The 23,972-nt window shown below is 65.3% G+C and carries 21 protein-coding genes; 9 read left to right on the top strand and 12 right to left on the bottom strand.

Features of this window, described 5'->3' with window-relative positions:
* The first annotated feature begins 33 nt into the window (after nucleotides 1-33).
* Both AC1RR3_RS35865 and argG read left to right on the top strand, forming a co-directional pair.
* On the top strand, nucleotides 34-810 hold the full coding sequence (locus tag AC1RR3_RS35865) for a phosphatase PAP2 family protein (RefSeq protein WP_492829579.1): 777 nt from the start codon (nucleotides 34-36) through the stop codon (nucleotides 808-810).
* Nucleotides 811-904: 94 nt separating this feature from the next.
* Entirely contained in the window at nucleotides 905-2,242 is a 1,338-nt protein-coding gene (gene argG / locus AC1RR3_RS35860) for an argininosuccinate synthase (RefSeq protein ID WP_492829577.1), read from the top strand.
* A 203-nt stretch (nucleotides 2,243-2,445) separates the two neighbouring features.
* Here argG and AC1RR3_RS35855 read toward each other — a convergent pair whose 3' ends face one another.
* From AC1RR3_RS35855 to sdhC, 10 genes are all read right to left on the bottom strand, one after another.
* A complete protein-coding gene (locus AC1RR3_RS35855) occupies nucleotides 2,446-4,512 on the bottom strand; it encodes an OmpA family protein (protein ID WP_492829575.1) in 2,067 nt (688 codons plus the stop codon).
* 186 nt (nucleotides 4,513-4,698) lie between these two features.
* Nucleotides 4,699-4,941, bottom strand: coding sequence for a hypothetical protein (locus tag AC1RR3_RS35850; RefSeq protein WP_492829573.1), 243 nt, complete (start codon nucleotides 4,939-4,941; stop codon nucleotides 4,699-4,701).
* 84 nt (nucleotides 4,942-5,025) lie between these two features.
* The gene (locus tag AC1RR3_RS35845) at nucleotides 5,026-5,412 is read right to left on the bottom strand and encodes a VOC family protein (protein ID WP_492829571.1); all 387 of its coding nucleotides are present in this window, start codon (nucleotides 5,410-5,412) and stop codon (nucleotides 5,026-5,028) included.
* Between the two features lie 22 nt (nucleotides 5,413-5,434).
* A complete protein-coding gene (locus AC1RR3_RS35840; protein ID WP_492829569.1) occupies nucleotides 5,435-6,259 on the bottom strand; it encodes an FkbM family methyltransferase in 825 nt (274 codons plus the stop codon).
* 163 nt (nucleotides 6,260-6,422) lie between these two features.
* Complete coding sequence (locus AC1RR3_RS35835) at nucleotides 6,423-8,381, bottom strand: ABC transporter ATP-binding protein/permease (protein WP_492829567.1); 1,959 nt, start codon at nucleotides 8,379-8,381, stop codon at nucleotides 6,423-6,425.
* 53 nt (nucleotides 8,382-8,434) lie between these two features.
* On the bottom strand, nucleotides 8,435-10,573 hold the full coding sequence (locus tag AC1RR3_RS35830; RefSeq protein ID WP_492829565.1) for an ATP-binding protein: 2,139 nt from the start codon (nucleotides 10,571-10,573) through the stop codon (nucleotides 8,435-8,437).
* A 190-nt stretch (nucleotides 10,574-10,763) separates the two neighbouring features.
* Nucleotides 10,764-11,546 carry a succinate dehydrogenase iron-sulfur subunit gene (locus AC1RR3_RS35825; RefSeq protein WP_148774950.1) on the bottom strand — a complete coding sequence of 261 codons (783 nt, stop codon included), beginning with the start codon at nucleotides 11,544-11,546 and terminating at the stop codon, nucleotides 10,764-10,766.
* A gap of 25 nt (nucleotides 11,547-11,571) precedes the next feature.
* Complete coding sequence (sdhA, locus tag AC1RR3_RS35820) at nucleotides 11,572-13,422, bottom strand: succinate dehydrogenase flavoprotein subunit (protein ID WP_492829562.1); 1,851 nt, start codon at nucleotides 13,420-13,422, stop codon at nucleotides 11,572-11,574.
* A 3-nt stretch (nucleotides 13,423-13,425) separates the two neighbouring features.
* Nucleotides 13,426-13,830: a succinate dehydrogenase, hydrophobic membrane anchor protein gene (gene sdhD / locus AC1RR3_RS35815; RefSeq protein WP_492829560.1), complete on the bottom strand. Its 405-nt coding sequence runs from the start codon at nucleotides 13,828-13,830 to the stop codon at nucleotides 13,426-13,428.
* Nucleotides 13,827-14,225, bottom strand: coding sequence for a succinate dehydrogenase, cytochrome b556 subunit (gene sdhC / locus AC1RR3_RS35810; protein WP_354231426.1), 399 nt, complete (start codon nucleotides 14,223-14,225; stop codon nucleotides 13,827-13,829). The genes sdhD and sdhC overlap by 4 nt, the downstream gene beginning before the upstream one ends.
* Nucleotides 14,226-14,732: 507 nt before the next feature.
* On the opposite strand from sdhC, the gene AC1RR3_RS35805 reads away from it, so the two are divergent.
* Nucleotides 14,733-15,593 carry a sulfite exporter TauE/SafE family protein gene (locus AC1RR3_RS35805; protein WP_492829558.1) on the top strand — a complete coding sequence of 287 codons (861 nt, stop codon included), beginning with the start codon at nucleotides 14,733-14,735 and terminating at the stop codon, nucleotides 15,591-15,593.
* 138 nt (nucleotides 15,594-15,731) lie between these two features.
* Here the strand turns inward: AC1RR3_RS35805 and AC1RR3_RS35800 are convergent, their stop codons facing one another.
* On the bottom strand, nucleotides 15,732-17,261 hold the full coding sequence (locus AC1RR3_RS35800; RefSeq protein ID WP_492829556.1) for a malonate--CoA ligase: 1,530 nt from the start codon (nucleotides 17,259-17,261) through the stop codon (nucleotides 15,732-15,734).
* A gap of 107 nt (nucleotides 17,262-17,368) precedes the next feature.
* On the opposite strand from AC1RR3_RS35800, the gene AC1RR3_RS35795 reads away from it, so the two are divergent.
* From AC1RR3_RS35795 to AC1RR3_RS35780, 4 genes are all read left to right on the top strand, one after another.
* On the top strand, nucleotides 17,369-18,130 hold the full coding sequence (locus tag AC1RR3_RS35795; RefSeq protein WP_492829554.1) for an SDR family oxidoreductase: 762 nt from the start codon (nucleotides 17,369-17,371) through the stop codon (nucleotides 18,128-18,130).
* A 217-nt stretch (nucleotides 18,131-18,347) separates the two neighbouring features.
* Nucleotides 18,348-18,902: a fasciclin domain-containing protein gene (locus tag AC1RR3_RS35790; RefSeq protein WP_492829552.1), complete on the top strand. Its 555-nt coding sequence runs from the start codon at nucleotides 18,348-18,350 to the stop codon at nucleotides 18,900-18,902.
* Between the two features lie 183 nt (nucleotides 18,903-19,085).
* Complete coding sequence (locus tag AC1RR3_RS35785) at nucleotides 19,086-19,715, top strand: cytochrome b/b6 domain-containing protein (protein WP_492829550.1); 630 nt, start codon at nucleotides 19,086-19,088, stop codon at nucleotides 19,713-19,715.
* Between the two features lie 15 nt (nucleotides 19,716-19,730).
* Nucleotides 19,731-20,513 (top strand): molybdopterin-binding protein, encoded by a 783-nt coding sequence (locus AC1RR3_RS35780; RefSeq protein WP_492829548.1) that lies wholly within the window; start codon nucleotides 19,731-19,733, stop codon nucleotides 20,511-20,513.
* A gap of 124 nt (nucleotides 20,514-20,637) precedes the next feature.
* Here the strand turns inward: AC1RR3_RS35780 and AC1RR3_RS35775 are convergent, their stop codons facing one another.
* The gene (locus tag AC1RR3_RS35775) at nucleotides 20,638-21,840 is read right to left on the bottom strand and encodes a YbfB/YjiJ family MFS transporter (RefSeq protein WP_492829547.1); all 1,203 of its coding nucleotides are present in this window, start codon (nucleotides 21,838-21,840) and stop codon (nucleotides 20,638-20,640) included.
* Nucleotides 21,841-21,975: 135 nt separating this feature from the next.
* On the opposite strand from AC1RR3_RS35775, the gene leuB reads away from it, so the two are divergent.
* Both leuB and AC1RR3_RS35765 read left to right on the top strand, forming a co-directional pair.
* Nucleotides 21,976-23,088 (top strand): 3-isopropylmalate dehydrogenase, encoded by a 1,113-nt coding sequence (gene leuB, locus AC1RR3_RS35770; RefSeq protein WP_492829545.1) that lies wholly within the window; start codon nucleotides 21,976-21,978, stop codon nucleotides 23,086-23,088.
* Nucleotides 23,089-23,205: 117 nt separating this feature from the next.
* Nucleotides 23,206-23,844 (top strand): DapH/DapD/GlmU-related protein, encoded by a 639-nt coding sequence (locus AC1RR3_RS35765; protein WP_492829543.1) that lies wholly within the window; start codon nucleotides 23,206-23,208, stop codon nucleotides 23,842-23,844.
* Nucleotides 23,845-23,972: the final 128 nt, after the last annotated feature.

Genomic DNA, 23,972 nt, shown 5'->3' with positions numbered 1-23,972 from the left:
TCATCCTCTGCCGCCTCGGCTAAACCGCGCGCCATGAACCGGACTGGACTCTTCATCGCCCTGGCGCTGTGGCTCGTGATCGGCGTCGTTTTCGGCCTCTATCCCGAGCTCGACCTCAAGCTCGCCGCGCTGTTCTTCGACCCCGAGACGAAGACGTTTCCGCTCAAGCTGAACGACTGGGCCGGCTTCGCGCGTGACGCTGCGATGTGGGTCGCCTGGGCCTTCGTGCTGCCACCGCTGATTGCACTCGTGATCAAGATGGTCCGGCCCGACCGTCCCTTGATGGTATCGGGGCGCGCGATCGTGTTCCTGCTGGTCACGATTATCCTGTCGGCCGGCATTCTCACCAATCTCACCTTCAAGACCTATTGGGGTCGGCCGCGCCCGGTGGTGGTGACGCAGTTCGCCGGCGACCAGCAATTCGTGCCGTGGTGGGATCCGCGCGGCGACTGCGCGCGCAACTGCTCGTTCTTCTCGGGCGAGGGCGCGACCGCGTTCTGGACCCTGGCGCCGGCCGCGCTGGCGCCGCCGGCGTGGCGGCCGCTCGCTTATGCCGGCGCCGTTGTGTTCGGCCTCGTCACCAGCGGGCTCCGCATGGCCTTCGGCGGCCACTTCTTCACGGATGTCTCGATTGCCGGCCTCGTGACCTTCGTCGTGATCTGGTTCGCCTACGCCATGATTTACCGCTGGCCGCGGACCCGGTTCTCGGACGAGGCGGTCGATGCCGCCCTGACCCGGCTGAACATGCCCGCCTACCGGCTCCGCCAGCGCCTGCTCGGCCGCAAGACGGGTGCCGAGTCCTCGGTTTGAGCCAATAAATGCGTGCCCAGCCCCGCGAAATTTGATAATCGCGCGGTCAAGTTCGCAACCTTCATCAGCCCCGTGAGACCCGATTGGAAGCCCCATGACCACGATCCTGAAAAGCCTGCCCAAGGGTGAAAAAGTCGGCATCGCGTTTTCGGGCGGCCTCGACACGTCAGCGGCGCTGCTCTGGATGAAGCAGAAGGGCGCGCGCTGCTACGCCTATACCGCCAATCTCGGCCAGCCCGACGAAGCCGACTACAACGAGATCCCGCGCAAGGCGATGGAGTTCGGCGCCGAGAAGGCGCGCCTCGTCGATTGCCGCATGCAGCTGGTGCATGAAGGCATCGCCGCGATCCAGTCCGGCGCCTTCCACATCTCGACTGGCGGCATCACCTATTTCAACACCACCCCGCTCGGCCGCGCCGTCACCGGCACGATGCTGGTCGCGGCGATGAAGGAGGACGGCGTCAACATCTGGGGCGACGGCTCGACCTTCAAGGGTAACGATATCGAGCGCTTCTACCGCTACGGCCTGCTCACCAATCCGGGCCTGAAGATCTACAAGCCCTGGCTCGACCAGCAGTTCATCGATGAGCTCGGCGGCCGCGCCGAAATGTCGGCGTTCATGACCGCCCAGGGTTTCGCCTACAAGATGAGTGCCGAGAAGGCATACTCGACCGACAGCAATTTGCTCGGCGCCACGCATGAAGCCAAGGATCTCGAGAGCCTCGATAGCGGCATCAAGATCGTCAACCCGATCATGGGCGTGCCGTTCTGGCGCGACGACTGCGCCGTCAAGGCCGAGAAGGTCGTGGTGCGTTTCGAGGAGGGCCAGCCCGTTGCGCTGAACGGCCAGACCTTCAGCGATCCCGTCGCGCTGTTCCTCGAAGCCAATGTCATCGGCGGCCGCCACGGTCTCGGCATGAGCGACCAGATCGAGAACCGCATCATCGAGGCCAAGAGCCGCGGCATCTACGAGGCACCCGGCATGGCGCTGCTCCACATCGCCTATGAGCGCCTCGTCACCGGCATCCACAACGAGGACACCATCGAGCAGTACCGCATCAGCGGCATGCGGCTGGGACGTCTGCTCTATCAGGGCCGCTGGTTCGACTCGCAGGCGTTGATGCTGCGCGAGACCGCGCAGCGTTGGGTCGCGCGCGCCGTCACCGGCGAGGTGACGCTGGAGCTGCGCCGCGGCAACGACTATTCGATCCTCAACACCGAGAGCCCGAACCTGACCTATGCGCCTGAAAGACTCAGCATGGAGAAGGTTGAGGACGCCGCCTTCACGCCGGCCGACCGCATCGGTCAGTTGACGATGCGCAACCTCGACATCGCCGACACCAGGACCAAGCTCGGTCTTTATTCGAAGACTGGTTTGCTGTCGGGCAGCGAAGGCTCGCAGATCTTCAAGCTCGAGAGCGACAAGGGTTGAGGCGTTTGCTCGTGTCCCGGACGCGATGCAGCGCGAAGCGGTGCGTCGCAGAGCCGGGACCCACGCCAGGAACTCCACTGCATCGATAAGCATGGGCCCCGGCTCAGCAGCGCATCACTACGTGCTGCGCTGCGTCCGGGGCACGGGAGACCAAAAAAATGGCCGGGATTGCTCCCGGCCATTTTGCGTTTGTGGCTATCGCCTCAGCGCGGCGGCGCGGTGCCGGGCGGGGGCGGTGGCAGCGAGGCCTGGCCGCCGTTGAGCAGCGGCGTGATGTTGCGGACGGTAACGCGCCGGTTGATCGCGCTCGGCCCCTGCGTCTGCTCCTTCAGGTACTGCTCGCCATAGCCCTGCGAGGTCAGATTCTCCGCAGGCACACCGAACTGCTGGGTCAGCAATTCGGCTGCCGACTGCGCACGGCGGTCCGACAGCGACAGATTGTCGACCTCGTTGCCGACGGCGTCGGTGTGTCCCTCGATCAGGAACACCACGCGCGGGTTGGCCTGGATCGCACGGTTGAGGCCGTCGGCGATCGCTTGCAGCTTCGCCGCCTGGTCCGGTGGGATCGTCCACGAACCCGTCTCGAAGGTGATCGTGTTGACGTCGATGCTCGGCATCTGCATGCGAACATTCGGGCTGTAGCGGATCTCGTCGAGCGTGTAACGCCGATCGATCCGCTGCACCGGCGGTGCCTCCATGGTCTGGTAGATCACGTCCGGCGAGGCTTCCTGGGCGTCGACGATGTAGCGATCATAGGGAATGTTCACGACCGGCGGCGGCGCGTCGACATAGAAGCCGCCGACCGACTGCGGGTCGCGGTAGCTGTTGTCGATGATGATGATCTCGCGGCCGCGGGGATCCCTGCGGATTCGCCGCAGCAAGCGACCGTCCGGACCGACCGTCGTGATGATCTCGCTGCCGTCGGGACGGATCACGACGGTGCGGGTCTCGCCGCCGACGGTGTCGGTGCGGATGTCACGGGCGCCATAGCGGAAGCGATAGAGATCGTTGCCGCGGACGTAAGCCTGCCCGCCCGGATCGCGGATGATGATGCGATCCGGCTCGGTGTAGACCGTGCGGCCGCCTTCGACGCTCTCGCGTCGCTGGTTGTGCAGGTCGGCGATGGTCGCCCCGATCACGGCGCCGCCGACGACGGCCGCGCCGATCGCGAGCGGCGTCAGGTCACGCTGCTGCGGCCGCGGTGGCGGTGGCAGAGGCGTGGTCGTCGTGGGCGCGGCGCGGAAGGCGGGGGCAACCGTCGGCGGCGCGTATTGCGCCCTGCCGGGCGGCGGCGCTGCGGCGGCCGAGCCCGAGACAGTGCTCGGTGCCGCGACGCCGGCGGGGGGCGCCGGCGGCCGGGGCGGGGCACCCGCCTGCGGCTGGGTCGGCGGAGCTCCGGCAGCGGGCGCGCCCGCAGGAGGCGTTCCACCCTGACGGCCGGGCGGAGGTGTCACAGCGCCGCCGGGAGCCGGTGTCGCTGTCGGTAGCGGGGTTGCGCCAGGCGCCGGTGTCGGGGGCGGTGCGGTCGTCGCACCTGGTGCGGCACCTGGAGCCGGTGATCCAGCCGGAGGCGTGCCGGGACGTCCGCCGGGCGGCGGTCCACCGGGGCGTCCAGCTGGCGCTGCGCCTGGAGCCGGCGTTGCGGTCGGCGCAGGCGTTGTTGTGGGGGTGGCGGTCGGCGCAGCAGGTGTCGCCGGGCGCACGGCGGGAGCCGCAGGTGCCGGGGCGGGCGCTGCCGTGGGGGCTGGCGATGTTGCAGGCGCGGGCCGCGCCGCAGGAGGAGCCGCAGCAGGCGGCGGTGTGGGAGCCGGACGTGCAGCGGGCGGAGCCGGAGGCGGTGGTGTCGGCGCGTGCTGTTGCGGGGCCGCGGCCGGAGGCGGCGACGGTTGCTTCGGAGCAGCCGGCGGTGGGGGCGGCGGCGGAGGTGCCTGATGAGTCGGCGCCGGCGGAGGCGGTGGTGTCGGGCGTGACGGCGCGGCAGCCGGCGGCGGCGGAGCGGGAGGATGCGGAGGTGCAGCCGCGGGCGGCGGCGCGGCGGGGCGCGCAGGAGCAGCAGGCGGTGCTGCGGCCGGGGGAGGCGGCGCCGCGGGACGTGCAGCGGGCGGCGGGCCCTTCGGTGGAGGCTGCTTCGATTTGTCGTTCTCTGGTGGCTGTGTCTGCGCCTGCGCGACGACGAGTGGCGAAGCGCTTTGCGCATGCGATGCGGTGTTTGCCAATTGCATCGCGGTCAGAGCCGTGGTCGCAAGCAGCACGAAACGAAGGTTGGTCATGGTGGTCAACTTCCCCGGAAGGTTCTTTGACAAAGTGTTGGGATGAACGGCTACGCGTTAGGCCGGATTGTGGCGGGCGAAGCGGTCGCGGCCCGATTTATTTCTGCATGCAAATCACGTCACCATGGCGACGTTCATTGCGCATTCAGACGCTGGTTGCAATCGCCTCATATGTGATGCTTCGCCTCATCCATGGTCTCGCGACGGCATTGCGTCCGTCGCAGGATTCGGTGTGAGCGGCGCGTTCGGCCCGCGCGATGGAATCTCTTCAGGCGTGCGGCCCGGCAATTCGTCGGGCCGCGGTGATTCGCCGGGCTCGCGCACCGGCGGCGTGATTTCGGGCTGCGGATTGCCCGGCGGAATCCCGGGTGGCGGCTCGGTCGGTGTGCCGGGTGTCGACGGTGGTATCTCGGGCGGTTCGATCGGCATCGACGTCATCAAGGTCAGTTGTCGGGAGAACGACAACGATGATGCCGCGCCGATGTTCCCCGTCGCGTCGTCCCGGAACGCGCGCTATTCCGGCGTGTGGCAGACCGCCTCGATGTTGTGGCCGTCGGGGTCGAGCACGAAGGCGCCGTAGTAGTTCGCATGATAATGCGGGCGGATGCCGGGTGCGCCGTTGTCGCGACCACCGGCGGCCATCGCCGCCTTGTAGAAGGCGTCGACCGTGGCCCGGTCCTTGGCGAGAATCGCGATATGCACCGGCTTGTTCATCGCGCCTTCGGCGCCGAACCAGAGGTCCGGCTTGCCGTTGGCGCCAAATCCTGCCGCAGCTGCGTGGCCGGTCTGCTCTGCCGTGACTTCCATGATCAGGCTGTAGTCGAGCGGCGCCAGTGCCTTGGCGTAGAACGTTTTCGCGCGCTCATAGTCGGAGACGGAGAAACCCAAATGATCGATCATCGCAAATCTCCCTTGCTGGCTGTCAGCGCGACAGGAACGTATTGCTCCGCGTCTTGCGCGCGATCGCAAAGCCGCGCGTGACCATGTCGGCAATACAATCCTGCTGCCATTCGTTTTGTGACAGATGCTCGATCACCACCGCGCGCGGCCACAGCGATTGCGGCGCGTCGCGGAAGAAGCCGATCAGCACCCGGTCCTCAAACCCTTCGACGTCGATCTTGAGCGAATCGACTTGGCCGACGCCGGCCTCGTCCAGGATGCGCGTCAGCCGCAGCGACGGTACCTTGATGGCTTCAGCGCTGGCGGTGCCGGTCACCACATGCGTGGCGCCGAGATTGCCGCCGCCGCTCTCGATCATCAGCTCGCCGTCGCTGTCGCCCGCGGCGGCCTGGACCAGACGAACTTGTGTGGCTTTCGATGCGGCGTGGTTGAACGAAAGCCGTCCAAACGTCAGCGGATGCGGCTCGATCGCGACAACCTTGCCCGTGGGCCCGACCTGCCGCGCCATCACCAGCGCAAACGTGCCGACATTGGCGCCGACGTCGACGAACACACCGCCCACCGGGGTGTGCTGACGCAGGAAGTCCAGCTCGTCGAGATTGTAGTCGGGGTTGAACAGCGCGCCGCGCTCGGTCGCGCTGCCCTGGTGGTAGAGCCGGAACGAGGCGCCCTGATACTGGACGTCGAGCGGGCCGCCGCGCAGCAAATTGACCAGCCGTGACATCCACGGACGGAAGGCGCCGCGCTTCAACCCCGATTGTGTCGCGAGGTGAATGATCGCGGCCTGCGCCGCATTTGGCGCATACGCGCCGAACGGCGCGGACGAAGGGGCGTTGTCGTGCGTCAAGCAGGCGGTCCTCGTTGCAAGCGGCGCATGCATAGCCGGTTTTGCCGGGGACTCCAATCTTCACGAGAAGTCTGTGGCCCGGATGGAGCGAAGCGTAATCCGGGGCTCTCGCCTCGCGGACAGACCTTCCCGGATTGCGCTGCGCTCCATCCGGGCTACGACGTTACGCCGCCTTCTTCGGCGCCGCCTTCCGCTGCCGCAGGAATCGCCCGAGCAGCTTGCGCTTGCCCCTGCGCGGGATCAGGTCGATGTCGCTGACGAGTTTTGCGCCGCCCTTGCGCCGTTCCAGCACGATCTTGCGGCTGTGGAACGCCTCCAGCTCGACGCGATGCGCGACGCTGACGATGGTCGCCTTCGGCAGCTCGTCGGTGACCATCTGCATCATCTTGTCCTGGCTCTTCTCGTCGAGCGCAGAGGTCGCTTCATCCAGCACGACGATGTCGAGGTTGTGCAGCAGCAGCCGCGCAAAGGCGAGGCGTTGTTTTTCGCCGCCTGACAGCGTTTGGTCCCACGGACCCTCTTCCTCGATCTTTTCCTTGAGATGGTCGAGACCGACCTTGTGCAGGGCTTCGCCGATCTCTTCGACGGTCCAGTCATCCTCGGCGCCGGGATAGGCGACCGCGCGGCGCAAGGAGCCTGAGGGCACATAGGGCCGCTGCGGCAGCATGAACAGCCGCCGGTCGGGATGGAAATTGACGCTGCCGTCGCCCCATGGCCAGAGCCCCGCGATGGCACGCACCAGCGTGCTCTTGCCGGTGCCGGATTCGCCGGCCACCAGCAGCCGCTCGCCAGGTTCGATCGCCACCTCGGTCTCGCCGACGACCGCGGTCCCGTCGTCGAGCGTCACCGAAAGGTCTTTCAACTCCAGCATCGTCTCGTTGCTGGTCTCGCCGCGCTTGATGCGGCCGAGTCCGTCGCCCTGTTCGGCGCGTTCGAGACCATCGAGCGACATCATCAGCGAGGCGATGCGGCGCGCGCAGGCGTTCCAGTCGGCGAGCCGCGGGTAATTGTCGACCAGCCAGCCGAACGCGCTCTGCACGATGGTGAAGGCGGAGGCCGCCTGCATCACCTGTCCCAGCGTCATGCTGCCGTCGAGGAATTTTGGCGCACAGAGCAGCAGAGGGACCACGGGAGCAACGAGGCTCGATCCCTGCGACACCAGCGTGGTGCGCATGTGCTGGCCCGCGAGCCGGGCCCATTGCCGCAGCACATTGGTGAAGTTGCGATCGATGCCGTCGCGCTCTTCGTCTTCGCCGCCGAGCAGCGCGATGCTCTCGCCGTTCTCGCGCACGCGCGTCAGCGTGTAGCGGAAATCGGCTTCGGCCTGATTCTTGTCCTCGGAGATCTGCACGAACTGGCGCCCGATCACCAGGATCGAGCCCGAGGCGATTCCCGCATAGAGCATCGCGGCGATCACGAGGAAGCCGGGAATGGTGATGGCGGAGCCGCCAAGCGTAACGGTGAGCGCGCCGCCGATGGTCCAGAGCACGACGATGAAGGTTGCGGCCGACAGCAGCGCCGAGGTGACGCCGGCGAGGAAATCGACCGGCGAGTCCGTCGCGATGCGCAGATCCTCGGCGATCCTGTATTCCGGATTCTTGTGGTCGCCGCCGACGAGGTTGAGCTGGTAGTAGCGGCCGTTCTTGAGCCAGCGCGTCAGCACGCTTGCCGTCAGCCAGGCCCGCCAGCGCCGCTGGATGCCCATGCGCGCGAACACCTGCGCCACGCCGAGCACGATGCTGCCGATTGCGAGCGGGAAGAACACCGCCGTGAGATGAAACACGCTGGCCGCATCGCGCTTCTCGATGGCGTCGAAGATCGCGCGATTCCAGACGTTGATGCCGTATTGGAAGCCGACGGTGAGGATGATCAGCACGACGAGGCCGATCGAGTAGAGCCACGCCAGCCGGTCGCCGTTGCGACCCCAGAAGCCGCGGGCGCTGATCCAGAACCGCGTCAGCAGATAGTCCTTGCGGGCCTGCTCGGCTTCCTCGGGCGACAGCTCCGGATCGGGCTCGACGACCTCCGGCGGCGGCGGGGTCACCTCCTCGCCGTTCTCACCCTTGATCTCGACGATGGGCGGCTTTTTGCCCTTTTCGCGCTTTGCGGCCGGCTTCTGCATGCGCGGACAACGCAAAGGAAATCAAACGGTTCCCTTTGGTTCCCGCGGGCGGATCATTCGGCTGCGCCATCACGCACCCGCCGCAGCCGCGCGGCTCTGTGCAGGACCTGCGACAGCTCCTCGATCGAATAGGGCTTTTGCACGAGATCGAAGCCGAGGCTTCCCTCCTGCGACAGCGCTTCGCTGTAACCGGTGGTCAGCACGATCGGCACGCCGATGCTGCGATCGCGGATCGCATGCGCAAGATCGAGCCCGGTCATATCAGGCATCACCACGTCCGAGAACACGACGTCGAAACGATCGGCGTCCACGACCAGTTCAGCCAACGCATCGTTGGCATTGTCCACCAGCGTGATGCTGTAGCCGAGCTCGGTGAGACCATCGGCAGCGAAATTGGCGAGCTCGATATTGTCCTCGACCACCAGCACCGACATGCCGCTGCCGGCCGCCGCCGGCGCCGTGTTCGGCGCCTGCTGCTGCGGCAGCAAATCCGCCGGCATGCGCGGCAGATAGAGCGAGAAGGTGCTGCCCTGTCCCACTTCGCTGGTCACGGTCACCTCGCCGCCGGATTGCCGCGCGAAGCCGAACACCTGGGACAGGCCGAGGCCGGTGCCGTGGCCGACCTGCTTGGTGGTGAAGAACGGCTCGAAGATGCGCCCGAGCCGCGCAGCGGGAATGCCGATCCCGGTATCGCCGACGGCGACGCTGATAAAGCCGTGACTGCACACAAGATGCGCCAGCGTGTCCGGAACGGTCGTTGCCGGTTCGACGCTGAAGGTGATCCTGCCCTTGCCCTGCATGGCATCGCGCGCATTGGTCGCCATGTTGATCAGCGCCGTCTCGAACTGGCTGGCATCGGCATTGACGAGGCACGGCTCCGCCGGCAGCCGTATCGTGATCTCGATGGCCGGCCCAAGCAGCGTGGCCAGCATGTCGTGCAGCGACTGCACCCGCTCGCCGACGTCGAACACTTCGGGTTTCAGCGTCTGGCGCCGCGCAAAGGCGAGAAGCTGCGAGGTCAGCCTGGCGGCGCGTGCGACTGCGTCCGCAATCGCGGTGATGTAGCGCTGCCGCCGTTCCGCCGTCAGCTGCGGCCGGTTCAACAGGTCAACGGAGGCCCGGATCACGGTCAGTAGATTGTTGAAGTCATGGGCGACGCCGCCGGTCAGCTGGCCGAGCGCCTCCAGGCGCTGGCTGTGCTTGAGCGCCTCCTCGGCTTCGCGCCGTGCTGCGGCTTCCACCTGGAGATGCTGGGTGCGCCGGAAGGCGAAGGCTAGCAGCAGAAACAGCAGTGCTGTCGCGGGAATGCCGAACACCAGATGCTGGCCCATGGTGGCGAACCAGCGCGCGCGGATCGCCGAGGTCTCGAGCCCCGCGCTGATATAGAGCGGATATTCTGCAACGCGCCGGTAGCCGATGCGGCGCTCGATCCCGTCCGAGGGCCAGGCGATGGTCATGAGCCCGTGCGCGGGGTGCGCGGCAATTTCGCGGCCGACCGGTCCGCCCGGATCGAGCCTGATGTCACGGTCGAGCCGCGGGAAATGTGCCAGCACCACGCCGTCGGTGCGCCCCATCGCGAAGAAGCTGCCGGGATCGGAGCCGATCCGGGCGTAGAAACTTTCGAAATATTCCGGCAGGACGGAGGCCTGGATCACGCCGATGAAGCTGCCGTCGTCGGAATCGCGGCGGCGGCTCACGCCGAAGAAGCGCGCGCCCTGATAGGGCGCGCGCGGCGTCAGCGGCGTGCCGATGAACGTGCCGATGGTCTGGTCGACATGGACGTAGAAATAGTCGCGGTCCGCAAAGCCCAGCTCCGGCGGCGGCGAGGCGAGGCTGTTGACCAGCGCCCTTCCGTCCGCGTCGAAAATCCAGGCCGATTTGAGCTGCGGCAGTGAATCGGCCAGCTGCTTCAGCCGCCGGTGCAGCACAGGCTCGCGCGGGCGGATGGCGTCGTCGGACAGGCCGCGCACGACCTCGTTGAGCTCGGACAGGCTGCGGTCGATGGTCTCGAACACCTTGAGCGCATGCTCATGCGCGACATCGAGCGTGCGCTCGATCTCTCGGTCGGCGATGTCGTTTGTCGAGGTGAAGGAGATCGCGGAGGCGATGGCGAACAACGCAATCGGCAGCGCCAGGGATGCAGCCATCATCCACTGCAAGAGTCTCAACGAGTTGCGTTGCGCGCCCTGCACGGTCGCTCCCGGTCCCCCGACCGGAAGCTTAACTGAATTTCCCGCCGCGAAGGAAGCGGCTTGTACTGGTAGTTCTTGGTTGTGCTCGGGAGGTTCACCCGCAGCGCGGGTTTTGGCAAATTCTACTCAAACTGACGTCGATCGTAGCATGCCCCGGCCGTGGCGGCCGGGGGCCGTAGCATGAGCGAGTCTAGATCTGACGCTCGACCATCTTGAGCTTGAGCTCGGCGATGGCTTCCGCCGGGTTGAGGCCCTTCGGGCAGGCCTTGGCGCAGTTCATGATGGTGTGGCAGCGATAGAGCCGGAACGGATCCTCGAGATTGTCGAGGCGTTCGCCGGTGGCTTCGTCGCGCGAATCCGAGACCCAGCGGTTGGCCTGGAGCAGCGCGGCGGGGCCGAGATAGCGGTCGCTGTTCCACCAATAGCTCGGGCACGAGGTCGAGCAGCAGGCGCACAGGATGCACTCGTAGAGACCGTCGAGCTTCTCGCGGTCCTCGTGGCTCTGGCGCCATTCCTTCTGCGGCGTCGGCGAGGTCGTCTTCAGCCACGGCTCGACGGAGGCGTATTGCGCGTAGAAATTGGTGAGGTCGGGGACGAGGTCCTTGACGACCGGCTGGTGCGGCAGCGGATTGATCTTGACCGCGCCGTCCTTCACGTCGTGCATCGAGCGGGTGCAGGCCAGCGTGTTCTGGCCGTCGATGTTCATGGCGCAGGAGCCGCAGACGCCTTCACGGCAGGAGCGGCGGAAGGTCAGCGACGGGTCGATGTGGTTCTTGATCCAGATCAGGCCATCCAGCACCATCGGACCGCAGTCGTGCGTGTCGACGTAATAGGTGTCGACGCTCGGATTCTTGCCGTCATCAGGATTCCAGCGATAGACGCGGAATTCGCGAACGTCGGTCGCGCCCGCGGGCTTCGGCCAGGTCTTGCCGCCGGTGATCTTGGAGTTCTTCGGAAGTGCGAATTCAACCATTTCGATTAAGGCCTTCGCTGTTCGCTCAGTACACGCGCGCTTTCGGCGGGATGTACTGCACGTCGTTGGTCATGGTGTAGTCGTGAACAGGGCGGTACTCGATCTTGACCTTGCCGGAATCTTCCAGCCAGGCCAGCGTGTGCTTCATCCAGTTCTTGTCGTCGCGATCGGAGAAGTCTTCGCGCGCATGCGCGCCGCGGCTCTCGGTGCGGTTGGCGGCCGAGTTCATCGTCACCACCGCCTGCGAGATCAGATTGTCGAACTCCAGCGTCTCGACGAGGTCTGAATTCCACACCAGCGAGCGGTCGGAGACGGCGATGTCGGTAATGCCGCTGTGGACCTTCTCGATCAGGTTCTGGCCTTCGCTCAGGATGTCGCCGGTGCGGAACACTGCGCAATTGTTCTGCATCACGTGCTGCATGCCTTCGCGCAGCTTTGCGGTCGGCGTGCCGCCCGAGGCGTAGCGATAATGATCGAGGCGGCCGAGCGCGAGGTCGGACGAGTTCGCCGGCAGCTCCGGCTGCTTGGCATTGGGCGTGAGCTTTTCGGCGAGGCGGAGCGCTGCGGCGCGGCCGAACACGACGAGGTCGATCAGCGAGTTCGAGCCGAGGCGGTTGGCGCCGTGCACCGAGACGCAAGCCGCTTCGCCGATCGCCATCAGGCCGGGGATGATCGCGTTGTCGTCGCCGTCCTTCTTGGTCAGGACTTCGCCGTGATAGTTCGTGGGGATGCCGCCCATGTTGTAGTGCACGGTCGGCACGATCGGGATCGGCTCGCGGGTCACGTCGACATTGGCGAAGATCTTTGCGGATTCGGAGATGCCCGGCAGGCGCTCGGCGAGCACCGCGGGATCGAGATGGTCGAGATGAAGGAAGATGTGGTCCTTCTTCTTGCCGACGCCGCGTCCCTCGCGGATCTCGATGGTCATCGCGCGCGAGACGACGTCGCGCGAGGCGAGATCCTTCGCCGACGGCGCATAACGCTCCATGAAGCGCTCGCCCTCGGAGTTGACGAGATAGCCGCCTTCGCCGCGCGCGCCTTCGGTGACGAGGCAGCCCGAGCCGTAGATACCGGTCGGGTGGAACTGCACGAACTCCATGTCCTGCATCGGCAGGCCGGCGCGCAGCACCATGCCGCCGCCGTCACCGGTGCAGGTGTGCGCCGAGGTGCAGGAGGCGTAGGCGCGGCCGTAGCCGCCGGTCGCGAGAATCACGGTCTGGGCGCGGAAGCGGTGCAGCGTGCCATCGTCGAGCTTGAGCGCGATGACGCCGCGGCAGGTGCCCTGGTCGTCCATGATGAGGTCGATGGCGAAGAATTCGATGAAGAACTCGGCCGCGTGGCGCAGCGACTGGCCGTACATCGTGTGCAGCATGGCGTGGCCGGTGCGGTCGGCGGCGGCGCAGGTGCGCTGCGCCTGGCCCTTGCCGTAGTCCATGGTCATGCCGCCGAACGGGCGCTGGTAGATCTTGCCGTCCTCGGTGCGCGAGAACGGCACGCCCCAATGCTCGAGCTCGTAGACCGCGTCGGGCGCGTTGCGCACCATGTATTCGATCGCGTCCTGATCGCCGAGCCAGTCCGACCCCTTTACGGTGTCGTACATGTGCCAGCGCCAGTCGTCCTTGTGCATGTTGCCGAGCGAAGCCGAGATGCCGCCCTGCGCGGCGACCGTGTGCGAGCGGGTCGGAAATACTTTTGTGATGCAGGCTGTCTTCAGGCCGGCCTCGCTGCAGCCGACCACGGCGCGCAGGCCCGCGCCGCCGGCGCCGACCACGACGACGTCATAGGTGTGGTCTTCGATCGGATAGGCTTTTCCGTTGGTGGCGGGTGCGCCGTTGCCCTTGCCATTCGCCGCTGCGGCCGATGTTCCGGTAACCATGGGCTACACTCCGGATGAAAGCTTCAGGATCGCGTAGGTCGAGGCGAGCGCGACGGCGATCGTGAAGAAATTGTTGAGCATGATCGAGACGAGCTTCAGCTTCTCGTTATGGATGTAGTCCTCGATCACCACCTGCATGCCGATCTTCATGTGCCAGGTGCAGGCGAAGATGAAGAGCAGCAGGATTACGGCGACGGGCAGCGACGAGAGGATCTGCGCAGCGCCGACCTGGTTGCGTCCGAACAGGATCATGATGATCACCAGCGCGGGGATCATCAGCAATGTCATGGCGACGCCGGTAATGCGCTGGCGCCAGAAATCGGACGTGCCGGAATGGGCGGCGCCGAGATTGCGGACGCGGCCGAGCGGGGTGCGCATGCTGCGCTTGGGCGTATCGGCCGTGCTCATCGTCCACCTCCGATCGCGTAGGCGATGATCCAGATCAGCACCGTGAGCACGATGCCGCCGATCAGAGCGCCCCAGGTCAGCGCTTCGCGCTCATTGGCCTTGAAGCCGTAGCCGAGGTCCCACACGAAGTGCCGGATACCGCTGAGCATATGGTGCATCAGCGCCCAGGTGTAGCCGAACACGATCAGGCGTCCGATGATGCTGCCGGTGAAGGCCTGGACGTTGGCGTAGGCGGCGGGGCCGGAGGCGGCTGCGACCAGCCACCACACCAGCAGCAGGGTCCCGACGTAGAGCGCGATACCGGTGGCGCGGTGGACGATGGACAGCGCCATCGTCAGCGTCCAGCGGTAGACTTGCATGTGTGGTGAAAGCGGTCGTTCGATCCGTGCGGTCATGGGCTTTGATGTTGTATGGCGGCCCAGCTTGGGGCACGCGGGGATCGCGAAAGGTCGGCTCTATTTACGGAGTCGATTTGGCCTGCGCAATCACCAAATCGCCATAAATCGAACCGGGGTTCAGCACTAGAGCGTTGATGTAACAAGCCCAATCAGTGGCTTGGTATACCAGAGCTATGGTGTGACGATCAAGGAGAGAATATTAATTCATTCTTTATTGCGGCCGTCGAGGCGCATTGAAATCACTATTGGAACGCATCTAAACGGACCATGCCGTCCAAACGCCTGAGGGGGCGGTCGGTCGCCTCGCCGACCCGTTCGCCGGTCGCTGGCCAGCACTCCCTCCGATCCCGTTTGGCCCAGCCTGGATATGCGCATCCTGCAATCCACCCCAGCCGGGAGGCACTGCGTGTCGACCGCGCGAATCAGATCGCCTAAAGCTTCCCACGCAGCTTTTCGCACCGATGTATCGGAGAGATTGCGACCAGTCGCCGGGGCAGGTCAGGGGTGATTACAGGTCTTGATATCAAGGAGATCGTCGAGCTCGCGCTGTTGCTGATCGCGACCGGCGCGCTCTCGGGATTTTTGGCCGGCGTGTTCGGCATCGGCGGCGGCGCGATTCTGGTGCCGGTGTTCTACGAATGCTTCCGCATCGCTGGCGTGCCGCTCGACGTGCGCATGCCGCTCTGCATCGGCACCTCGCTTGCAGTGATCATTCCGACATCGATCCGTTCGTTCCAGGCGCATTACAAGCGCGGCGCGGTCGACATGACCATCCTGCGCGTCTGGTGGCTGCCGATCCTGATCGGCGTCGTCTCGGGGAGCGTGGTCGCGCGCTACGCGCCGGAGCGGCTGTTCAAGATCGTCTTCGTCTGCGTCGCCTGGTCGGCCGCCGTGCGGCTGATCTTCGCGCGTGAGGGCTGGAAGCTCGGCGACGACCTGCCTGATGGACCGTTGATGCGCATCTACGGCTTCTGCGTCGGCATTTTGTCGACGCTGATGGGGATCGGCGGCGGCTTGTTCTCGAACCTGCTGATGACCTTCTACGGCCGTCCCATCCATCAGGCGGTCGCGACCTCGTCGGCGCTGGCTGTGCTGATCTCGATCCCCGGCGCGCTCGGCTACATCTATGCCGGCTGGCCGGCGGCGGCGACCTATCCGGCCGTTGCGGCACTGCAGATTCCGTTCGCGCTCGGCTACGTCTCGCTGATCGGCGCGGTGCTGGTGATGCCGATGAGCCTCGTCACCGCGCCGCTCGGTGTGCGAGCCGCGCATGCGATGTCGAAGCGCACGCTGGAAGTCGCGTTCGGCTGCTATCTGTTCCTCGTCGGCAGCCGGTTTGTGATGAGCTTGCTGGGCGGGCAGTGATAGTTCGGGGCAGGGCGCACACTGCACACTCCGTCATTGCGAGCGCAGCGAAGCAATCCAGGATCTTTCCGCAGAGGCATTCTGGATTGCTTCGTCGCAAGGGCTCCTCGCAATGACGGCGAGAGAGCCGAACACCCCTCACTTTTTCGCGTAAATATCCTTGTAGGTATCCCGCAGCACGTTCTTCTGCACTTTGCCCATGGTGTTGCGCGGCAGCTCGTCGACCACGAAGACGCGCTTGGGCATCTTGAATTTTGCCAGCCGGCCGTCGAGCGCCTTCAGCACCGCGGCTTCATTGACCTCAGCGCCCTTGTTGCAGACAAGCACCGCCGTGACGCCCTCGCCGAAATCGGCATGCGGCACGCCGATCACGGCGGATTCGATCACGCCAGGCATGGCGTCGATCTCGCTCTCGATTTCCTTCGGATAGACGTTGAACCCGCCGGAGATGACGAGATCCTTGCCGCGGCCGAGGATATGAACGTAGCCCTTGTCGTCGATCTTGCCGAGGTCGCCGGTGATGAAGAAGCCGTCGGGCCGAAATTCCGCCTTGGTCTTCTCCGGCATGCGCCAATAACCCCTAAACACGTTCGGGCCCTTGACCTCGATCATGCCGATCTCGTCGCGCGGCAGCTCCTTGCCGGTCTCGGGCTCGGTCACGCGCACGGACACGCCGGGTAGGGGGAAGCCGACCGCGCCGGGCACGCGCTCGCCGTCATAGGGATTCGACGTGTTCATATTGGTCTCGGTCATGCCGTAGCGCTCGAGCACGGCATGGCCCGTGCGCGCCGACCACTCGCGATAGGTTTCGGCGAGCAGCGGCGCCGAGCCCGAGATGAACAGCCGCATGTGCTTCGTGGTCTCGCGCGACAGCGCGGAGTTCTGGAGCAGGCGTGTGTAGAAGGTCGGCACGCCCATCAGCACGGTGGCGCGTGCCATCAGCTTGATGATGAGATCAGGGTCGAGCTTCGGCAGGAAGATCATCGCGGCGCGCGAAAACAGCGTCACGTTGGTCGCCACGAACAGGCCGTGGGTGTGGTAGATCGGCAGCGCGTGGATCAGCACGTCATTGTCGGTGAAGCGCCAGTAGCCGACGAGGCTCAGCGAGTTCGACGCGAGATTGTCGTGCGTCAGCATCGCGCCCTTGGAGCGACCGGTGGTGCCCGAGGTGTAGAGGATCGCGGCGAGATCGTCGTTTGTGCGCGGGACGGTTGTGAACTCGCTGCTGGCCTTGTCTGCGGCCTCGGTCAGCGAGCCCTTGCCGTCGGGCCCGAGCGTCTCGACCTTGGCCTTCACCTTGGCGGCGATCGGGGCGAGGCCTTCGGCCTTGGAGGGATCGCAGACCACCAGCGACGGCTCTGCGTCGCCGATGAAGTAGTCGAGCTCGTTCAGCGTATAGGCGGTGTTCAGCGGCAGATACACCGCGCCGGCCCGCACAGTGCCGAGATACAGCACGATATTGGCGACGGATTTCTCGACCTGCACCGCGACGCGGTCGCCGGGCTTCACGCCGCGTGCGACCAGCACGTTCGCCATTTGGCCTGCTCGCGCGATCAGATCGCCATAGCTGATATGGGCGCCGTCCTGCGTCTCGATCGCGAGGCGTGCAGGGTTGTCGAGGCCGTCGAACAGGCGGGAAAACAGATTGGCGTTGGCAGCTTGGTTCATGCAAGATTTCCTCGACCGCAAGGCAAACTAGAAGGCAAACAAGGCCGGTCAAAACCGAGGGCTGGATTAGCAAAAACCGCCCCAATGAAGCAACGGAGACAGTTGGCATGACCAAAAACGGGAAACGCGTGGCCTGGGTCACGGGTGGCGGCAGCGGGATCGGGGAGGCCGGCGCCGAGGCGCTGGCTGCCGACGGCTGGATGGTGGTTGTGTCCGGCCGCCGCAAGGACGCCCTGGATACCGTGGTGGCCAAGATCACCGGAGCGGGCGGGGCGGCCGAGGCGATTGCGCTGGACGTGTCCAACGCGGCCGAGGCCCAGAAGGTGGCGGATCAGATTGTCGCCAAGCACGGCCGGATCGATCTCCTGGTCAACAACGCCGGCATCAATGTCCCCAAGCGCAACTGGAAGGACATGGAACTGGACGGCTGGGACAGATTGGTCCAGGTCAATCTCAACGGCGTGCTCTATTGCATGCGCGCGGTGCTGCCGACGATGCGCAAGCAGCAGGACGGCTCGATCATCAACGTCTCGTCCTGGGCCGGCCGCCACGTCTCGAAGATGCCGGGCCCGGCCTATACCACCACCAAGCATGCGGTGCTGGCGCTGACCCATTCCTTCAACATGGACGAATGCGTCAACGGCCTGCGCGCCTGCTGCCTGATGCCGGGCGAGGTGGCGACGCCGATCCTGAAACTCCGCCCGGTGGTGCCGAGCGAGGCGGAGCAGGCCAAGATGCTGCAATCCGAAGATTTGGGGCGCACCATCGCGTTCATTGCATCGATGCCGCCGCGCGTGTGTATCAACGAGCTGCTGATCAGCCCGACGCATAATCGCGGGTTTATCCAGACGCCGCACAACAGGGATTAGCCCGGCTCGTAGCGCCGAACTCGGCGCGACCACACGGATGCGCCGCCCCATAGTTTCACGCATCACGATAAATTATTTCCCGAAACCACTTCGCAGACCGTCCCGTAGTTCGGACCAACGACGCGTGACTGCTTCACGTCAAACTGTCGCAGGCGCCGTTGTTGCCCCAACTCAAGCACCGGCCATTGCCGGTCACAATTCAATCGGGAGACTCTCCATGTCGAAGCGTATTGCCTATCTCGCTGCCGCCGCCTTCAGCGCCCTGGCCATCACCGCGACCGTCGTCGCGCCCGTCCGTGCCGAGGAGAAGACCGTCATGGTCGGCGGCGCCGCGATGTTCCCGTCCAAGAACATCGTCCAGAACGCGGTCAACTCCAAGGACCACACCACGCTGGTAGCGGCGGTGAAGGCGGCCGGTCTCGTGCCGACGCTGGAAAGCAAGGGCCCGTTCACGGTGTTCGCGCCGACCAACGCCGCCTTCGGCAAGCTGCCGGCCGGCACCGTCGACAATCTGGTCAAGCCTGAGAACAAGGCGACGCTGACCAAGATCCTCACCTACCATGTCGTGCCCGGCAAGCTCGAAGCCTCCGACCTCACCGACGGCAAGAAGATGAAGACGGCCGAGGGCGAGGAGCTGACGGTGAAGAAGCAGGACGGCAAGGTCTGGATCGTCGACGCCAAGGGCGGCACCTCGATGGTGACGATCTCCAACGTCAACCAGTCGAACGGCGTGATCCATGTGGTCGACACCGTGCTGATGCCGGCGTCGTAACACCGCCAGGTCCGGTTTCATCCCCCAGACCGGATGCTTTGAAACGGCGAGCCGGGGCCACCCGGCTCGCTTTTTTGTGACTACGATAGCCCGCAGGCATCGATTCGATGTCCGTCCGGGCGTAACGAAAGCAGAAGCATCGGCGTATAATTGCTGTCACACGGCTTTCAGGACGGAACCACCATGTCGAGCCTTACAGTCACCGACGAGCAGGTCAGCGCCACCCCGGCCAGAGTGATCCAGCCGGCCTGGGTCCGGGTCATGCACTGGGTCAATGCCCTCGCCATGATCCTGATGATCCTGTCGGGCTGGCAGATCTACAACGCCTCACCGCTTTTCGGTTTCAGCTTCCCGCGCGAGTACACGCTCGGCGGCTGGCTCGGCGGCGGCCTGCTCTGGCACTTTGCGGCGATGTGGCTCGTGATGATCAACGGCCTCGCTTATCTCGTCACCGGCTTTGCCACCGGCCGCTTCCGGAAAAAGCTGCTGCCGATCACGCCATCGGGCGTGCTGCACGACATCAGGGCTGCGCTGACCTTCAAGCTCAGCCATGACGATCTCAGCGTCTACAATTACGTGCAGCGCGCGCTCTACGCCGGCATCATCGTGGTCGGCGTGCTGATCGTGCTGTCGGGCCTGGGGATGTGGAAGCCGGTGCAGCTGCATTGGCTTGTCTCGCTGTTCGGCGACTACCCGACCGCGCGCTACGTCCACTTCTTCTGCATGGCCGCGATCTGCGCCTTCCTTGTCGTCCACGTCGCCCTCGCGCTGCTGGTGCCGAAGAGCCTGCGCGCGATGATCATCGGTCGCTAGAGAGGGAGCAGAACCATGGCCAAGCGTTCATTCCTGATCCCCGGCGTCGACAAGCGGCTGCTGATCAAGGACTCCATCAAGACGATGCCCGATGTCACCCGCCGCCGCTTCATCGCGGGCGGCGCCAGCCTGGGTGCGCTGACGCTGCTCACCGGCTGCGACGTGATTGATTCCTCGTCGGCCGAGGAGATGCTGAAGTCCGTCTCGAAGTTCAACGACGCGGTGCAGGCCTTCATCTTCAATCCCGATGCGCTGGCGCCGACTTTTCCCGAGAGCGCAATCACAAAGCCGTTCCCGTTCAACGCCTATTACGATCTCGATGACGCGCCCGAGGTCGATGGCAACGACTGGAAGCTCGAGGTGCGCGGTCTCGTCGACAACAAGAAGTCCTGGACGCTCCCCGAACTCTACAAGCTGCCGCAGGTCACGCAGATCACTCGTCACATCTGCGTCGAGGGCTGGAGCGCGATCGGAAGCTGGACCGGCACGCCGCTGCGCGACTTCCTCAAGCTGATCGGCGCCGATACCCGCGCCAAATATGTCTGGTTCCAGTGCGCCGACAAGGACGGCTACAACTCGCCGCTCGACATGCGCACCGCGCTGCATCCGCAGACCCAGATGACGTTCAAATACGCGGGCGAGATATTGCCGCGCGCCTACGGCTTCCCCATGAAGATCCGCGTGCCGACAAAACTCGGCTTCAAGAACCCGAAATATGTGGTCTCGATGGAAGTCACCAACGACTACAAGGGCGGCTATTGGGAAGACCAGGGGTATAATTCGTTCAGCGGCAGCTGATGCTGGCTCCGCTGTCGCAGGGTGGATTAGCCGAGCGGCCGCGCGAAGCGCAGTCGGTTGGCGTAGTACACCTCTTTGATTTTCGCTGGGACAGAAGTGGTGGATTACGCTGCGCTAATCCACCCTACGGCACCGATTGTTTGGCCGGCCCGACCTTGCGTTGGAGCAGCGATAGCACCGCCCCCAGCGCGAGCAGCGCCGCCGACACATTGAGCGCGTAGCTCAAGCTCCCCAGCGCATCCGTGATCGCACCGACCACGATCGGCCCCAGCGTCTGGCCGACGCCGAACGAGATCGTCATCGCCGCGATCGCGGTCGGCCATTGCTCATGCGGATAGTTGAAGCGGACGAAGGCGGTGGTGGAGTTGACCACGGCGAAGAAGGCGACGCCGAACACCACTGCGGAGGTCGCAAGCCACGCCGTCGAGTGTCCAAGCATCGGCAGGCCGGCGCCGATCGCGTTGGTGCCGAGGATGATGGCGGTGGCGAGACCGCCGCGGTCGAGCGCGAGCACGCTCCGCCAGACCCAGGGTGTGACGAAAGCGCTGAGGCCGATCAGGCCCCAGAACGCAGCCTGCGCCGTCGCATCGCCGCCGCCGTCACGCACATAGGCGATCATGAAGGTCATGTAGGCGATGTAGCCCGCGCCGAACAGGAAGTAGGCCGCCAGATAGATCAGCACGGGCGGAATCGCGAAGGAGGCGTGGCTGGCTTCGCTGAAGCGTGCCCTGCTCTCGATGCGGACAAGGAACAGCGGCACCGCCATCGCGACCGAGAGCAGCGTCAGCGCCCACCACACGATCCACCACGAGCCCGGGCCGAACCATTGCAGCGTGAACGGCGCGATCAGCCCCGAGGAGAGGATGCCGACACCGGGGCCGGCATAGAACAGGCTGAGCAGGAAATTGGCCCGCTCGGGATATGACTGCGCGATGGTCGCGGCCAGGGCGCCGCCGGCAACGAAGGCGACCGCGGCGCCGATGCCCAGCACCAGCCGTGCCGCGCTGAGCGCGAAAAAATTGCCAGTCAGCGCGCAAGTGGCGAGCGCGGCCAGACAAACCAGGGTTCCGCCACGGATCGCCGCCGACCAGCCGACGCGCTGGATCAGCCGGGAGGCCACAAGCGCGCCCACGAGATAGCCGACGGCGTTGATGGTGTTCATGAAACCGGCAGCCGAGTAGGACCAGCCGAGGTCCTCCCGCATGTCGGGCAGCACCAGGGCATAGGCAAAGCGGCCGATCCCGAGCCCGACCGTCGCCGCCAGCGACAGGATCAGGATCAGCCGCGCGGGACGGGCGTCGGGCAGGGGGCTGTCAGGGGCGTGCAACAGGGGTACTCCGGCGTCCCGCAGTCTGGCAGGCCCCGCCCGCCTTGCACAGCCGCGCCGCGGCAATGGTGTCTTGCCAAGCGCGCAACGCCGCTCTAGCACTCCGGCCGAAATTCGATCTCAGAGGAAACGACGATGGCGACCCACAAACTGCTGCTGCTCCCCGGCGACGGTATCGGCCCCGAGGTGATGGGCGAGGTGAAGCGGCTGATCGACTGGCTCAATTCGGCCGGGATCGCCAAATTCGAGACCGACACCGGCCTCGTCGGCGGCTCCGCCTATGACGCCCACAAGGTGTCGATCTCCGAGGGCGACATGGCCAAGGCGCTCGCCGCCGACGCCATCATCTTCGGCGCGGTCGGCGGTCCGAAGTGGGATGCGGTGCCCTACGAGGTGCGCCCCGAGGCCGGCCTGCTCCGCCTGCGCAAGGATCTCGCTCTGTTCGCCAACCTCCGTCCGGCCGTGTGCTATCCGGCGCTGGCGGATGCATCGAGCCTGAAGCGCGAGGCGGTCGAAGGCCTCGACATCGTCATCGTGCGCGAGCTCACCGGCGGTGTCTATTTCGGCGAACCCAAGACCATCACCGATCTCGGCAACGGCCAGAAGCGCGCCGTCGATACCCAAGTCTACGACACCTACGAGATCGAGCGCATCGGCCGCGTCGCCTTCGAGCTTGCCAGGAAGCGCAGGAACAAGGTGACGTCGATGGAGAAGCGCAACGTGATGAAGTCGGGCGTGCTCTGGAACGAGGTCATGACGGCGGTCCACAAGCGCGAATATCCTGATGTCACGCTCGAGCACCAGCTCGCCGATTCCGGCGGCATGATGCTGGTGAAGGCGCCGAAGCAGTTCGACGTCATCGTGACCGACAATCTGTTCGGCGACATGCTGTCCGACATCGCGGCGATGCTGACCGGATCGCTCGGCATGCTGCCCTCGGCCTCGCTCGGCGAGGTCGACGTCAAGAGCAAGAAGCGCAAGGCGCTGTACGAGCCCGTGCACGGTTCGGCGCCTGACATCGCCGGCAAGGGCCTCGCCAATCCCATTGCGATGATCTCGTCGTTCGGCATGGCGCTGCGCTACTCCTTCGACATGGGCGATCTCGCCGACAAGGTCGATGCCGCGATCGCCGCGGTGCTGGCGAGCGGCCTGCGTACCGCCGACATCAAGTCGGACGGCACCAATTCCGCCTCGACCACGCAGATGGGCGAAGCGATTTTGAAGGAATTGCAGAAGCTGCACGCGTAAGCGCGGGAGTCGTAGCCCGGATGGAGCGAAGCGAAATCCGGGATTCTCGCCCTGCGGATGGACCTTCCCGGATTGCACTTCGCTCCATCCGGGCTACGGCCCCAAGGAAGCCACCTCATGGACACTGCGCCCCGCCCCAAGATCGCGGAAACCATCATCCATGAGACGGTGCGCCGGCGCGAAGCGCAGATCGGGCGACGCTGCGAGATCCTCGCCCACACGCGCATCGAATATGCCTCGCTTGGCGACTACTCCTATCTCGGCGAGCACTGCGACGTCGCCGATGCGGTGATCGGCAAGTTTACCGCCATCGCCAACTCGGTCCGCATCGGCGCGCCGAACCATCCGATGGGCCGGCCGTCCCAGCACCGCTTCACCTATTGCCCTGAATATTACGACGCGACGGCCACGCGTGATCGCGACTTCTTCGCGGACCGCCGCGGCGACCGGGTGATCGTCGGCAATGATGTCTGGATCGGCCACGCCGCCATCCTGCTGCCGGGCGTCACGGTCGGCGACGGTGCGGTGATCGCCGCGGGCGCGGTCGTCAGCCGTGATGTCGCGCCCTACACGATCGTCGGCGGCGTTCCCGCGCGTCCCATCCGCAAGCGTTTTGATGATTCGGTCGCGGACAGCCTGCGCCGCATTGCCTGGTGGGATTGGCCCGACGAGCTCATCTTCGAGCGCCTCGGCGATTTTCGCTCCGAGGCGATCGAGGAGTTTTGCCGGCGCTACGACCCGGCGGCCAACGCGTAGCCTCAGCCGTCATTGCGAGGAGCAAAGCGTCGAAGCAATCCAGAATCGATCCGTAGAGAGATTCTGGATTGCTTCGCTGCGCTCGCAATGACGATGGAGAGGCAGGTGTGCCCTACGGCATCCCGCAC

The organism is Bradyrhizobium sp. GW821-FHT13H05 (assembly GCF_058804065.1).
The sequence above is the reverse complement of the archived record's forward strand: the minus strand, read 5'-3'. Positions and strand labels throughout refer to the sequence as shown.

Excerpts from the sequence above, each read along its gene's own strand:
- AC1RR3_RS35865 (WP_492829579.1), top strand. The coding sequence starts at position 34 with ATGAACCGGACTGGACTCTTCATCGCCCTGGCGCTGTGGCTCGTGATC.
- argG (WP_492829577.1), top strand. The coding sequence starts at position 905 with ATGACCACGATCCTGAAAAGCCTGCCCAAGGGTGAAAAAGTCGGCATC.
- AC1RR3_RS35855 (WP_492829575.1), bottom strand. The coding sequence starts at position 4,512 with ATGACCAACCTTCGTTTCGTGCTGCTTGCGACCACGGCTCTGACCGCG.
- AC1RR3_RS35850 (WP_492829573.1), bottom strand. The coding sequence starts at position 4,941 with ATGCCGATCGAACCGCCCGAGATACCACCGTCGACACCCGGCACACCG.
- AC1RR3_RS35845 (WP_492829571.1), bottom strand. The coding sequence starts at position 5,412 with ATGATCGATCATTTGGGTTTCTCCGTCTCCGACTATGAGCGCGCGAAA.
- AC1RR3_RS35835 (WP_492829567.1), bottom strand. The coding sequence starts at position 8,381 with ATGCAGAAGCCGGCCGCAAAGCGCGAAAAGGGCAAAAAGCCGCCCATC.
- AC1RR3_RS35825 (WP_148774950.1), bottom strand. The coding sequence starts at position 11,546 with ATGGTTGAATTCGCACTTCCGAAGAACTCCAAGATCACCGGCGGCAAG.
- sdhA (WP_492829562.1), bottom strand. The coding sequence starts at position 13,422 with ATGGTTACCGGAACATCGGCCGCAGCGGCGAATGGCAAGGGCAACGGC.
- sdhD (WP_492829560.1), bottom strand. The coding sequence starts at position 13,830 with ATGAGCACGGCCGATACGCCCAAGCGCAGCATGCGCACCCCGCTCGGC.
- sdhC (WP_354231426.1), bottom strand. The coding sequence starts at position 14,225 with ATGACCGCACGGATCGAACGACCGCTTTCACCACACATGCAAGTCTAC.
- AC1RR3_RS35800 (WP_492829556.1), bottom strand. The coding sequence starts at position 17,261 with ATGAACCAAGCTGCCAACGCCAATCTGTTTTCCCGCCTGTTCGACGGC.
- AC1RR3_RS35795 (WP_492829554.1), top strand. The coding sequence starts at position 17,369 with ATGACCAAAAACGGGAAACGCGTGGCCTGGGTCACGGGTGGCGGCAGC.
- AC1RR3_RS35790 (WP_492829552.1), top strand. The coding sequence starts at position 18,348 with ATGTCGAAGCGTATTGCCTATCTCGCTGCCGCCGCCTTCAGCGCCCTG.
- AC1RR3_RS35785 (WP_492829550.1), top strand. The coding sequence starts at position 19,086 with ATGTCGAGCCTTACAGTCACCGACGAGCAGGTCAGCGCCACCCCGGCC.
- AC1RR3_RS35780 (WP_492829548.1), top strand. The coding sequence starts at position 19,731 with ATGGCCAAGCGTTCATTCCTGATCCCCGGCGTCGACAAGCGGCTGCTG.
- leuB (WP_492829545.1), top strand. The coding sequence starts at position 21,976 with ATGGCGACCCACAAACTGCTGCTGCTCCCCGGCGACGGTATCGGCCCC.
- AC1RR3_RS35765 (WP_492829543.1), top strand. The coding sequence starts at position 23,206 with ATGGACACTGCGCCCCGCCCCAAGATCGCGGAAACCATCATCCATGAG.